11 protein-coding genes and 1 pseudogene are annotated in these 12,899 nt (G+C 62.7%); 8 read left to right on the plus strand and 4 right to left on the minus strand.

Annotation, left to right across the window (positions count from 1 at the left end; all coding sequences use genetic code 11):
• The first annotated feature begins 68 nt into the window (after positions 1 to 68).
• The 3 genes from norR (at position 69) to NPS46_RS04515 (ending at position 3,141) form a co-directional block, all read left to right on the plus strand.
• Positions 69 to 1,619 carry a nitric oxide reductase transcriptional regulator NorR gene (norR, locus tag NPS46_RS04505; RefSeq protein ID WP_274105209.1) on the plus strand — a complete coding sequence of 517 codons (1,551 nt, stop codon included), beginning with the start codon at positions 69 to 71 and terminating at the stop codon, positions 1,617 to 1,619.
• 110 nt (positions 1,620 to 1,729) lie between these two features.
• Positions 1,730 to 2,632, plus strand: coding sequence for a chemotaxis protein CheV (locus NPS46_RS04510; protein WP_274105210.1), 903 nt, complete (start codon positions 1,730 to 1,732; stop codon positions 2,630 to 2,632).
• Complete coding sequence (locus tag NPS46_RS04515; protein WP_274105211.1) at positions 2,587 to 3,141, plus strand: GNAT family N-acetyltransferase; 555 nt, start codon at positions 2,587 to 2,589, stop codon at positions 3,139 to 3,141. The genes NPS46_RS04510 and NPS46_RS04515 overlap by 46 nt, the downstream gene beginning before the upstream one ends.
• 36 nt (positions 3,142 to 3,177) lie before the next feature.
• Here the strand turns inward: NPS46_RS04515 and NPS46_RS04520 are convergent, their stop codons facing one another.
• From NPS46_RS04520 to NPS46_RS04530, 4 genes and pseudogenes are all read right to left on the minus strand, one after another.
• Entirely contained in the window at positions 3,178 to 4,272 is a 1,095-nt protein-coding gene (locus NPS46_RS04520) for a methyl-accepting chemotaxis protein (RefSeq protein WP_425312694.1), read from the minus strand.
• A gap of 213 nt (positions 4,273 to 4,485) precedes the next feature.
• Positions 4,486 to 4,767: pseudogene (locus NPS46_RS25245) on the minus strand (PAS domain-containing protein); the annotation flags it as partial.
• Between the two features lie 168 nt (positions 4,768 to 4,935).
• Positions 4,936 to 5,160: a hypothetical protein gene (locus NPS46_RS04525; protein WP_274105213.1), complete on the minus strand. Its 225-nt coding sequence runs from the start codon at positions 5,158 to 5,160 to the stop codon at positions 4,936 to 4,938.
• Between the two features lie 72 nt (positions 5,161 to 5,232).
• Positions 5,233 to 5,547: a hypothetical protein gene (locus NPS46_RS04530; RefSeq protein WP_274105214.1), complete on the minus strand. Its 315-nt coding sequence runs from the start codon at positions 5,545 to 5,547 to the stop codon at positions 5,233 to 5,235.
• A 293-nt stretch (positions 5,548 to 5,840) separates the two neighbouring features.
• Between NPS46_RS04530 and NPS46_RS04535 the strand changes: the two genes are divergently transcribed.
• The 5 genes from NPS46_RS04535 (at position 5,841) to NPS46_RS04555 (ending at position 12,498) form a co-directional block, all read left to right on the plus strand.
• Positions 5,841 to 6,986: an efflux RND transporter periplasmic adaptor subunit gene (locus NPS46_RS04535; RefSeq protein WP_274105215.1), complete on the plus strand. Its 1,146-nt coding sequence runs from the start codon at positions 5,841 to 5,843 to the stop codon at positions 6,984 to 6,986.
• The gene (locus NPS46_RS04540) at positions 6,983 to 10,078 is read left to right on the plus strand and encodes a multidrug efflux RND transporter permease subunit (protein ID WP_274105216.1); all 3,096 of its coding nucleotides are present in this window, start codon (positions 6,983 to 6,985) and stop codon (positions 10,076 to 10,078) included. The genes NPS46_RS04535 and NPS46_RS04540 overlap by 4 nt, the downstream gene beginning before the upstream one ends.
• The gene (locus NPS46_RS04545) at positions 10,078 to 10,755 is read left to right on the plus strand and encodes a heavy metal response regulator transcription factor (RefSeq protein ID WP_274105217.1); all 678 of its coding nucleotides are present in this window, start codon (positions 10,078 to 10,080) and stop codon (positions 10,753 to 10,755) included. The genes NPS46_RS04540 and NPS46_RS04545 overlap by 1 nt, the downstream gene beginning before the upstream one ends.
• Complete coding sequence (locus tag NPS46_RS04550) at positions 10,745 to 12,109, plus strand: heavy metal sensor histidine kinase (protein WP_274105218.1); 1,365 nt, start codon at positions 10,745 to 10,747, stop codon at positions 12,107 to 12,109. The genes NPS46_RS04545 and NPS46_RS04550 overlap by 11 nt, the downstream gene beginning before the upstream one ends.
• A gap of 164 nt (positions 12,110 to 12,273) precedes the next feature.
• Complete coding sequence (locus tag NPS46_RS04555; protein WP_274105390.1) at positions 12,274 to 12,498, plus strand: hypothetical protein; 225 nt, start codon at positions 12,274 to 12,276, stop codon at positions 12,496 to 12,498.
• Positions 12,499 to 12,899: the final 401 nt, after the last annotated feature.

Below are 12,899 nucleotides of genomic sequence, written 5' to 3' on the forward strand. Positions count from 1 at the left end.
AACTTAAATAACAAATAGTCATTAAGACCCTCTAGCATTTATAGTCATTAGGACCTACAGGAGTCACTATGACTGCAAAATCACTGCTCACTGCGCTACTGCCCCTGGTCGCCGATCTGTCCCGCGAACTGCCGGAAGGAGAGCGTTATCGCCGCCTGCTGGAGGCCATGCGTGCCTTGCTGCCTTGCGATGCCGCCGCGCTGCTGCGCCTGGACGGTGAATGGCTGGTGCCACTGGCCGTCGACGGCCTGAGCCCCGACACCCTTGGCCGACGGTTTCGGATCAGCGAGCACCCGCGCTTCCAGGCGCTGCTCGCCAGCAGCGGCCCGACCCGGTTCGATACCGGTTGCGAACTGCCCGACCCCTACGACGGCCTGGTCGATGGCCTGGACGAGTTCCTGCAGGTTCACGACTGCCTCGGCTGCCCGCTCTTTGTCGATGAACTCCCTTGGGGATTGCTGACCCTCGACGCCTTGCACCCCGAGCGTTTTGAACGGATCGAGCTCGATGCCCTGCAAGCGTTCGCCAGCCTGGCCTCGGCCACCGTGAATGCCGCCGAACGCATCGAGCGCCTGGCGCTACGGGCGGAAAACGAACACCAACGCGCCGAACTGTATCGCCAGGCGAGCGGCCAGCAACAGCGTGAAATGATTGGCCAGAGTCGCGTCCACAAGCGCCTGGTCGAAGAAATCAACCTGGTCGGCGGCAGCGACCTGACCGTACTGATCACCGGCGAGACCGGTGTCGGCAAGGAGCTGGTGGCACAAGCCATCCACGCCGCTTCACCCCGGGCAGAGAAACCGATGGTCAGCCTTAACTGTGCCGCCCTGCCCGACACCCTGGTAGAAAGCGAACTGTTCGGCCATGTGCGCGGCGCGTTTACCGGCGCAGTGAATGATCGCCGCGGAAAATTTGAACAGGCCCATGGCGGCACACTGTTTCTCGACGAAGTGGGCGAACTCTCGCTGACCGTCCAGGCGAAACTGCTGCGGGTCCTGCAAAGCGGTCAACTACAGCGCCTGGGCTCGGACAAGGAGCACCATGTCGATGTCCGACTGATCGCCGCGACCAATCGCGACCTCGCCGAGGAAGTTCGCCAGGGCCACTACCGGGCCGACTTCTACCACCGCCTCAGCGTCTACCCCCTGCTGGTCCCGCCCCTGCGCGAGCGCGGTCGTGACGTCCTGATGCTCAGCGGCTACTTTCTGGAGCAGAACCGCTCGCGCATGGGCCTCAACAGCCTGCGCCTGACCAGCGATGCCCAGGCTGCCCTGCTGAACTATCCATGGCCGGGCAATGTACGTGAGCTGGAACACCTGATCGGACGCAGCGCGCTCAAGGCCCTGGGCAATCGCCCCGAGCGGCCGCGGGTCTTGAGCCTGAGTGCCGCTGACCTGGACCTGCCCGGCGTTACGCCGCCTCCCGCAGCCGAACCCCAGGTAGAGCCACGCGCCGACGAGCCCTGCGGCGACCTGCGCCAGGCCACCGATCAATTCCAACGGCAACTGATCAGCGCCTGCCTGGAGCGCCACCACTTGAACTGGGCCGGCGCTGCCCGTGAACTGGGGGTCGACCGGGCCAACCTGGGACGCGTGGCCAAGCGCCTTGGACTTAAATAGTCATCAGCGCTATACAGGGGTTAAAGCCAACCGTCATCGGGTCGATAACCCGGTATCGATAGCCGGGCGCAACCATTGCGCGTCCGCCACCTTTTACACAGAAGGTTTTTATGTCCACCGACAAAGCCCGCGCAGACTCACTTTCGCTTCTGCTGTTTACCTTGCGCAGCGGCAAGCTGATGGCAATCAACCTGCTTAAAGTCAGTGAAATCATTCCCTGCCCGCCGCTGACCAAGCTGCCGGAGTCTCACCCCAACGTCAAAGGCATCGCCACCCTGCGCGGCGCCTCGCTGTCGGTGATCGACCTGAGCCGCGCCATTGGCGAGATGCCGCTCAAGGACCCCGACGGCGGCTGCCTGATCGTCACGGATGTCAGCCGCTCCAAGCAGGGCCTGCATGTGCAGGCCGTGAGCAAGATCGTCCATTGCCTGACGACCGATATCCGTCCACCGCCCTACGGCTCCGGGGGGTCGAAAGCGTTTATCACCGGCGTCACCCAGGTCGACGGCACACTGGTCCAGGTGATCGACATTGAAAAAGTCATTCACGGGATCGCGCCGACGCAGATGTCAGTGGCCATCGATGAACTGACCATGGAAGAGGCCGAGGTCCTCGGCCACACGCGCATCCTGGTGATCGACGACAGCCAGGTTGCCTTGCAGCAATCGATCATCAGCCTGCGCCACCTTGGCCTGCAGTGCCATACCGCGCGCAGTGCCAAGGAAGCCATGGCCTGCCTGCTCGAATTGCAAGGTACCGCCCAGGAAATCAACGTGGTGGTCTCGGATATCGAGATGCCCGAAATGGACGGCTACGCCTTTACCCGCACGATTCGCGAGACCCCGGACTTCAAGGATCTCTACATCCTGCTGCACACCTCGCTCGACAGCGCCATGAACAGCGAGAAGGCACGACTGGCCGGGGCCAATGCGGTCCTGACCAAATTTTCCTCGCCGGAACTGACCAAATGCCTGATCCAGGCCGCCCGGACCGTGACGGTCCAGGAGGCCTGAGCCGAGTGCCGGCAACGCCCAGCAGCCGGCTGCTGCGCTATCGCCTCGACGCCCGGCACCCTCCGGGCGACTGGCCCAAGGGGGTGCCCGACGGGGTGCGACTGAGTCCCTTCGAGCCTGGCTTGGCACCGGCCATTCACGCGCTGCTGGAACTGGGGTATCGGGACGGACAAGGCAGCGTGCCCGGCTTTCAGGCCTGGCTGGATGGCCTGACCAACGATGCCGAGTACACGCCGCAGCTGTGCTTTGTCGCCCTGGACGCCGAAGGCGTGGTCGCCGTGCTTCAGGGCTGGACCAGCGGGTTTATCAAGGATGTGGTCGTGCACCCTCGGGCGCAGCGTCGGGGTCTGGCTCGCGCCTTGCTGTTGCGGGCTTTCGAGGTCTACCGCGAACGGGGTGAAGGCTGGGTCGACCTGCGGGTCATGACCGATAACCTGCCCGCTTGCCGACTGTACGAAAGCCTGGGCCTAAAGCCGGTCGAGGAACGCCCGCCGCTCGCCTGGCGCTAGACGCAGAAGCCGTGCGGCGTCAGACCGGCCCGCGCCTCAGTGACGCTTCTGCCAGAACTCTTCGGCCAACGAGCGCAAGTCATCGGCCAGCTCCGCCACATCGCCGGAGTTGATATGGCTTTGCTGCCCCGCGACCACCGTGACTTCGCAGGCGCTGCGGATACCGATGATGTTGCGGTTGATATCTTCACTGACATTACTTTGCTGCTCCACCGCCGAAGCGATCTGCAGGCTCATCTCGGTAATCCGGTTGACCCGCTCGCTGATCCCGGCCAGGGCCGTGGCCGCGCGCTGCACATGGGCCACGCTGTCTTCGGCATGCTGGCTGCTCTGCTGCATGACCTGCACGGCATCGCGCGCGCCCTCTTGCAGCGTCGTGATCATCCGCTGGATTTCATTGGTCGATTGCTGGGTGCGCTGGGCCAGCCCGCGCACTTCATCGGCCACCACCGCGAACCCGCGCCCCTGCTCGCCGGCACGTGCCGCCTCGATGGCCGCATTGAGCGCCAGCAAATTGGTCTGTTCGGCAATACTGCGAATCACCTCAAGAACGCTGGAGATCTCATTGCTATGGCTCTCCAGATGGTGGATGACCGACGTTGCGCGCTCCAGCTCACTGGCCAGGCGCATCACCGCGCTGCGACTTTCGCCGACCAATTGATGGCCTTCACGGGTTTCGCTGCCGGCCTGATCGGCCGCCACGCTGGCGTACTGGGCGTTGACCGCAACCTCGGCGACGCTGGCGGCCATCTCGTGAATGGCGGCCGCGACCTGATCGGTCTCGGCCTGTTGCTCAAGGGTGCTGGCGTGGCTGCTCTCGATATGTCGGACCAGTTCAGTCGCATGTCCGGCCAGGCGCTGGGACGCATCGCCGATTCGCCCGACCACCGCCCCGACCTGGGCCTCGAGCATCTTCATGGCGAATTCGATCTGCCCGACCTCATCCCGGCGGCCCGTATAAATAGCCTGGCTCAGGGAGTTATCGGCAAACTCGCGTGCCTGATTGACCAGCCGGTTCAATGGCACCATCAATTGCCGAATGGCCAGTGCCGACAATGCGCTCCCAGCCACCCAAACCAGCAGGCTGGTCCAGTTCCAGGTCGCGGGTCCGGCCAGTGCATGGCTGCTCAACAGCGCAGCGCCGAACAAGAGGCTGGCGGCGGCCCAGACCTTGAACCCCAGGCCAACCTTCGGCAGGCGCTGGCACAACGTCCGGCGCTCCTGGCGCAAATGGCTGTACGCACGCTCTGCCGCCTCGACCTGGGCAGCCGTGGGCTTGGTTCTGACCGATTGGTACTCGACAGTCCGGCCTTGCTGGGTCACCGGTGTGACATAGGCACTGACCCAATAGTGGTCACCGTTCTTGCAACGGTTCTTCACCAGCCCCATCCACGAACGCCCCGCCTTGAGCGTTCGCCACATATGGGCAAAGGCCGCCGCAGGCATATCCGGATGGCGCAGCAGATTATGCGGGGAGCCAAGCAGTTCTTCGCGGGTATAGCCACTGACATTAATGAAGTCAGGGTTGGCATAGGTGATCGCGCTGTTCAGATCCGTGGTCGAAAGAATGTTGCAGTCGTGGGCAAAATCCACATTCCGACCAGTAATCGGCAGATTGATCTTCATGAAAGCGCGCTCGAATTGTTGGGAAGAGTCGGCAGGGCGTCGACTCTAAGCGCACCAATATCCAGAACACTGATCTAGCTCACGTCCTCCGCAAATATTTCGAAACACAGCATCTTTGCAGATAATCCCATCAATCTTGCGTAAAAGACGGGATTTTGACGACAGAAATCAGCGCTTACCCATCGAGCGACGGGTGCCGCTCGGCGCAGGGCCTGGCGTCTGCTTGGCCCCCGGTTTTCCGGACTTCTGGTACCAGCGATCGGTGGTTTGCTTGACCGGGGCGAAATCCGCCGCCTTGGGGAAACGAAACGGTGCGATCGCCGGTGCGGCGCCGGGCTCGGCAGGTACGTCGACCGGGGCCTGGTCGAGAGAATTGGATTCAGGGGACGTCATGGTAGCTCCGGCGCATGGGCACATAAGGAAAACCGCAAAGGGCGCGCAGTATACCTGCCCGGCCCGGGGTTCTCACCGGTAGCTGACGATCACCACACCGCCGGGCGGCTGATTGCGCTGCGGCGTCAGTGCAACGTATCGGGTACTGACAGGCCAGTGCCCGGCACAGGCATTCTCCACCCGACGGATCTGCACGCTCACCCCGGACGCCACCTCAAACACTCGGTGAGGCTGCCCGGAGCCCTCTTCACCAGGACGGCCTGCCGAACAGCCACCCTGGATGATATTGCCGGTGAAATACAGCATCCCCTGCAGGTCGGCGGCACCGGCCACCGCGCTCAGGCCCATCAGCGTTGCCAGACTCAAGGTTGCAATCAACACTTTCATTTCAAGCACTCCTGTGAACTTGAGAGTCAACTTTAATTAAAGTCGAATCCGAGAATTAGGTAGGACTTCGCAATATATGGAGAAGGAAATATTCGCGAACACGCCCTTCTTCTTTACTATCACGAAGAGCCGCCGGATTCTTTAGCGACGAATCCATTACCTTGGATGTCATCACTTAGCTGTCAGCGCTGTCAGTTATCGGTCACGCTGCTGACGGGTTTGCCCAGCTATAACGAAAGCGCCGACACTAATGGCCAGCTGCCCACCCTCTTGCTCACCGGCGTCCATCTCGCATGCGTATTCCCCTTCGAACGGCCCTGGCCGTTAGCGTTCTGATTGTCCTCGCAGGCGTTGCCACGTGGAGCCTGACCCGTTCGGGCCAGACCAAGTCCGCCTTGCCTGCAGCGACTCCCATCCAAGTCAGCCGCGTCGTGCAGCGCGATGTGCCACGGCATCTCACCGCCATCGGCTCAGTGCTCTCGTTGCATAGCGTGGTGATCCGCCCCCAGGTCGATGGGATTCTCAACCGCCTGGCGGTCAAGGAAGGGCAACAGGTCAAGATCGGCGACCTGCTGGCCAGCATCGATGATCGGGCAATCCGCGCCAGCCTCGAACAGGCTCGTGCCCAACTCGCCCAGAGCCAGGCCCAACTGCAAGTGGCCGAAGTGGACCTCAAGCGCTATCGCTTGCTCAGTGAAGACAACGGTATCTCGCGCCAGACCCTCGACCAGCAGCAAGCCCTGGTCAATCAGCTCAAGGCGACCATCCTGGGCCATCAGGCTGCCGTTGCCGCGGCCCAGGTCCAACTGTCGTTTACGCAGATTCGTTCCCCCCTGGAGGGCCGGGTTGGGATCCGGGTCGTGGATGAGGGCAATTTCATCCGAGCCAGCGATGCCCAGGGGCTTTTTTCCGTGACCCGGATCGACCCCATCGGGGTGGAGTTCTCCCTGCCTCAGGATCAACTGCAAACCCTACAGAACCTGCTTCAGGCGCCCACTGCGGCCAAGGTCCAAGCGTTTCTGGGCCCCGACGACGCCACAGCGATCGTGCTCGGCGAGGGGCATCTGCGCTTGATCGACAACCAGATCAGCGCCACGACCGGAACCCTGCGGGCCAAAGCCGAGTTCGCCAATGCCGGCCAGAAACTGTGGCCCGGGCAACTGGTCAATATCCGCATCCAGACCGGCCTGGAGCGCAATGCCCTGGTTGTGCCGCCGATCGTGGTCCAGCGTGGCCTGGACCAGCACTTCGTCTATCGGGTCAAGGGCGACAGCGTGGAGAGCGTGCCGGTCGAGCTACGCTATCAGGACAGCGAACTGGCCATAATTACCGGGGTCAATCTCGGCGACGTACTGGTCAGTGACGGCCAGTCACGCCTGAAGCCGGGCGCCAAGGTCGAGATCATTCAAGCGCCGGCCAATCCTGCGGTGCAACCGTGAAGGGCCGCGGCTCGATTTCCGCCTGGTGTGTCGACCACCCCGTCGCCACGATCCTGCTGACATTCGCCTTGGTCCTGGTCGGGCTGATTGCCTTTCCACGCCTGCCCGTCGCCCCGCTGCCCGAAGCCGAGTTCCCGACCATCCAGGTCACCGCCCAGCTACCCGGCGCCAGCCCGGACACCATGGCCTCCTCGGTGGCTACGCCCCTGGAGGTGCAATTCAGTGCCATCCCCGGCATGACCCAGATGACGTCCAGCAGCGCCCTAGGCTCCACCAGCCTGACCCTGCAATTCACCCTGGACAAAAGCATCGACACCGCCGCCCAGGAAGTCCAGGCCGCGATCAATACCGCCGCCGGCAAGCTGCCCAAGGACATGCCGACCCTGCCGACCTGGCGCAAGGTCAACCCGGGCGACAGCCCGGTCCTGATCTTGAGCATCAGCTCGACGCAGATGCCCGGCACCGAGCTCAGCGACTACGTCGAGACCCTGCTGGCACGGCAGATCAGCCAGATCGACGGCGTCGGCCTGATCAATATCACCGGCCAGCAGCGGCCCGCGATCCGCGTCCAGGCGGCGCCGGACAAGCTGGCGGCCATCGGCCTGACCCTGGCCGATGTACGCCTGGCGATCCAGCAGACCAGCCTCAACCTGGCGAAGGGCGCGCTGTACGGGGCGTCGAGTATTTCCACCCTGTCGACCAACGACCAGTTGTTCCAGCCCGAGGAGTACGCCGAAGTCATCGTCGCCTACCGCGACGGCGCCCCGGTGCGACTCAAGGATGTCGCCAAGGTCGTCGAAGGCTCGGAAAACGCCTATGTCCAGGCCTGGTCCGGTGACGAGCCGGGGCTCAACCTGGTGATCTCGCGCCAGCCCGGCGCCAATATCGTCGAGACCGTCGAGCGCATCCAGGCGGCCCTGCCCGCCCTGCAAGCCATGCTGCCGGCCTCGGTCAAGGTGACGACCCTCAGTGATCGGACCAAGACCATCCGCGCCTCGCTGCATGAAGTGGAACTGACGCTGCTGATCGCCGTGCTACTGGTGGTCGCGGTCATGGCGTTGTTCCTGCGCCAGTGGTCGGCCACCCTGATCGTTTCCAGCGTGCTGGGCGTGTCGCTGATCGCCAGTTTTGCCCTGATGTATGTCATGGGCTTTAGCCTCAATAACCTGACCCTGGTGGCCATCGTGGTGGCGGTGGGGTTTGTGGTCGACGACGCGATTGTGGTCGTGGAGAACATCCATCGCCATCTTGAAGCCGGCGAAAGTCAGCGCGAAGCCGCGATCAAGGGCGCCGGCGAGATCGGCTTTACCGTGGTCTCCATCAGCCTCTCGCTGGTGGCCGCCTTTATCCCGCTGCTGTTTATGGGCGGCGTGGTCGGCCGGCTGTTCAAGGAATTTGCCCTGACCGCGACCTCGACCATTCTGATTTCCGTGGTGGTCTCCCTGACCCTGGCCCCGACCCTCGCCGCCCTCTTTATGCGCGCCCCCGCCCATGACGCCCACGCCCGGCCGGGGTTCGGCGAACGCCTGCTGGCCCTGTACGAGCACGGCCTGCGCCGGGCCCTGGCCCATCAACGGTTGATGCTCGGCGTGTTTGGCCTGACGCTGGCCATGGCCATCGTTGGTTATGTGTTCATTCCCAAGGGATTCTTCCCGGTACAGGACACCGGCTTTGTCCTGGGCACCAGTGAAGCCGCTGCCGATGTCTCCTACCCGGACATGCTGCGCAAACACCAGGCCTTGGCCGCCATTGTCGGTGCCGATCCGGCCGTGCAGGCCTTCTCCCATGCGGTCGGAGTCACGGGCAGCAACCAGACCATTGCCAACGGCCGCTTCTGGATCGCCCTCAAGGATCGCGGTGACCGGGATGTCTCGGCCAGCGAGTTTATCGACCGCATTCGCCCGCAACTGGCCAAAGTACCTGGCATCGTTCTCTACCTGCGCGCCGGCCAGGATATCAACCTCAGCTCGGGCCCCAGCCGCAGCCAGTACCAGTACGTGCTCAAGAGCAACGACGGGCCGACCCTCAACACCTGGACCCAGCGCCTGACCGAAAAACTGCGCAGCAATCCGGCATTCCGTGATCTGTCCAATGACCTGCAATTGGGCGGCAGTATCACGGCCATCACCATCGACCGCACGGCCGCCGCCCGTTTCGGCCTGACCACCACGGATGTCGACCAGGCGCTCTACGACGCCTTCGGCCAGCGCCAGATCAGCGAATTCCAGACCGAGATCAACCAGTACAAAGTGATTCTCGAACTGGACAGCCAGCAACGGGGCAAGGCCGAAAGCCTGAACTTCTTCTACCTGCGTTCGCCCTTGAGCGGTGAAATGGTGCCGCTGTCAGCCCTGGCCAAGGTCGCCCCGCCGACCATCGGCCCGCTGTCCATCAGTCATGACGGCATGTTCCCTGCGGCCAACCTGTCGTTCAACCTGGCACCCGGCGTGGCCCTGGGCGATGCGGTGCAGATGCTCGACCAGGCGAAAAACGAAATCGGCATGCCGGCCTCCATCAGCGGCAACTTCCAGGGCGCCGCCCAGGCGTTCCAGAGTTCGCTGGCCAGCCAGCCATGGCTGATCCTCGCCGCGCTGGTGGCGGTCTACATCATCCTCGGGGTGCTCTACGAGAGTTTTGTCCACCCCCTGACCATTATCTCCACCCTGCCCTCGGCCGGGCTCGGTGCTCTGCTGATGCTTTGGCTGTGTGGTCAGGACTTCTCGATCATGGCCCTGATCGGCCTGGTCTTGCTGATTGGTATCGTCAAGAAAAACGGCATCCTGATGATCGACTTCGCCCTTGAGGCCCAGCGCACCGGCGGACTGACGCCCGAAGAGGCGATCTACCAAGCCTGCCTGACGCGCTTTCGCCCCATTATCATGACTACCCTCGCCGCCCTGCTCGGCGCCCTGCCGCTGATGCTCGGCTTCGGCACCGGCGCCGAACTGCGCCAGCCACTGGGGATCGCCGTGGTCGGCGGGCTGCTCGTCAGCCAGGCGCTGACGCTGTTCACCACGCCGGTCATCTACCTGTGGCTGGAACGGCTGTTCCATCGGCCCGCACCGGCCGGCCAGACTGTCGAGGCTCGATGATGCGCCTGCTGATTATCGAAGATGAAGAAAAGACCGCCGACTACCTGTATCGCGGCCTTACCGAACAAGGCTACGCCGTCGACCTGGCACGCGACGGGATCGAAGGCCTGCACCTGGCCCTGGAAGGTGACTACGCGGTGATCGTCCTCGATGTCATGCTGCCTGGGCTCGACGGTTTCGGCGTGCTACGCGCCTTGCGCGCGCGCAAGCAGACCCCGGTAATCATGCTCACGGCCCGCGAGCGGGTGGAAGATCGCATTCGCGGCCTGCGCGAGGGGGCCGATGATTACCTGGGCAAGCCGTTTTCCTTCCTCGAACTGGTTGCCCGGCTGCAAGCCCTGACCCGCCGCAGCAGCACGCTGGAGCCGGTACAGATCAGCATCGCCGACCTCTGGGTCGACCTGCTCAGCCGCAAGGCCAGCCGCGCGGGGCAACGCCTGGAGCTGACGGCCAAGGAGTTCTCGCTGCTCAGCGTCCTGGCCCGGCGCCAGGGTGAAATCCTCTCCAAGACCGCCATTGCCGAAATGGTCTGGGATATCAATTTCGACTGCGACGCGAATGTCGTCGAAGTCGCGATCAAACGCCTGCGGGCCAAACTCGACGGGCCTTTCGAACAGAAACTGCTGCACACCATTCGCGGCATGGGCTATGTCCTGGAAAACCGGCATGTCGACTAACTCCATCGCCCTGCGGCTCAGCGGACTGTTCAGCCTGGTCGCCTTGGTGATCTTCCTGTTGATCGGTGGCGCGCTCTACCAGCAGGTCGACAAAGGCCTGGACCTGCTCCCCGAAGCCGAGCTCGATGCACGTTACAGCGTGCTTGAGTCGACCCTGGCCCGCTTCGGCACGCCCGAACACTGGGCCAAGATCAACAGCAAGCTCAAGCTGCTGAGCGAAGAAGACAAGCGCATTCGCTTCTGGGTGGTCAGCGGTGACCCGGGTTATGAGTACGGCCAGCCCGACGCCCAGATTCGCCAATTCGCCGCCGGCCCCCTGGGCATGCGTGACCTGCGCCTGAGCGAGTATCGCTTCCCGCTCAAGGTACTGGTCAGCGAGCTACCGGCCAAGGACCAGCGCCCGGCGCTGCGTTTTCTGATCGGCATCGATACCGAAACCTTCTGGCAGACCCAGCATCAGCTACTGATCGCGCTGATCAGCCTGGCCGTGGTGGGCGTATTACTGGCCTCGGCCCTCGGCTACTGGGTGGCACGCATCGGTCTCAAGCCGTTGATCCGCCTGTCCGAAGAAGCGCAAAAGCTCGCGCCACCCAGACTGTCCGGGCGCTTGCGCCTCTCGCCATTGCCGCCGGAACTCGACCAGTTCGTCAATGCCTTCAACTCGACTCTGGAACGGGTCGAACAAGCCTATTCACGGCTGGAGTCCTTCAATGCCGATGTGGCCCATGAACTGCGCTCGCCGCTGACCAACCTGATTGGCCAGACCCAGGTCGCCCTGACACGGGGGCGCTCGGCCGAGCATTACTTCGAGGTGCTGCAATCGAACCTCGAAGAGCTGGAGCGATTGCGCTCGATCATCAATGACATGCTGTTTCTCGCCAGTGCTGACCAGGGCAGCAAGGCCACGGCGCTGACCAGCAGCTCGCTGGCGGCGGAAGTCGCAACGACCCTCGACTACCTGGACTTTATCCTCGAAGACGCCCAGGTTCGGGTCCAGGTCAGCGGCGATGCCCAGGTCCGTGTGGAAAAGGCGCACTTGCGCCGTGCGCTGATCAACCTGCTGAACAATGCCGTGCGCCATACTCCGGCTGGCGCAGTCATCCACGTCAGCATTCAGGTCGAGCAGGCGCGGGTGGCCATTGCCATCAGCAATCCCGGACCACGGATTGCCGATGAACACCTGGCCCGGCTGTTCGAGCGTTTCTATCGGGTCGACGCCTCGCGCAGCAACAGCGGCGCCAACCATGGGCTGGGCCTGGCAATCGTCAAGGCCATTGCCTTGATGCATGGCGGCGATGTGTTTGTACACAGTGGCGACGGCCAAAACACCTTTGGTGTTTATCTGCCTCTATAAGAGCAGCGTCCACGAGCGCTGCTAGCGAGCTGGCGTCACACAGCCCGGCCGAATTATTGCCCATCGCGCAACAGTCATTATCTCGAACCCGGCTTTTTCCCGAGTGCCTCTGGCTATATTTTTGTCGCACCACACAGCACTTGCTCAGCAAGAAGGTTCGAGAAATGTCCACCAGTATGGGTATTGCCAGCGTTTTCGTTTTGTCCTCCCTGATGTTGTCTCCCATGGCCATGGCCGAAGAGTCCCAGGGGTTCATTGCGCAAAAGGCCGCACATGACGCCGCTTTCGAAAAAAACCAGGCCCACCGGATCGCAGCAGCCAAAGACGCTGAAAAAGCCCGCCAAGCCAAGACCGAACAGGTTCAAGACGCTGTCACCAAAGACAGCTGAGTCACTGCCTGACCCGATTTCCCTCGACAACGATCCCACGCTCTACCGGCGATCGTGTGTTAACAAGCCGCTGATACAGCGGCTTTTTTTTGCCTGAAAAACACCATGGCTGGAGCTCGAAATCCGCAGCGTACACTTCGCACAGCAACGCCCCGCCACTCACGCCGCAGAGGGTTCTGCCAGCCACACCACTCCAGTCGAGGCAACGGCCTATTCATTGCAGACACTGCAACTATCCAATTTGCCTAGCCGCGAAAAAGGCTCTAGCCCGGCCCCCTCAGGACGACCACCAGGCCTGCATGAGCCCAGGCCGTCCCGGAGGAGCTGCAACGATAAAAGCAAAAGGCCAGTAGATTCGTCTGGCCTTTTTGTCTGCCCAGATTTATACATGCGCTTACAGC

Source organism: Pseudomonas putida, from assembly GCF_028682395.1.
Lineage (GTDB): Bacteria > Pseudomonadota > Gammaproteobacteria > Pseudomonadales > Pseudomonadaceae > Aquipseudomonas > Aquipseudomonas putida_AB.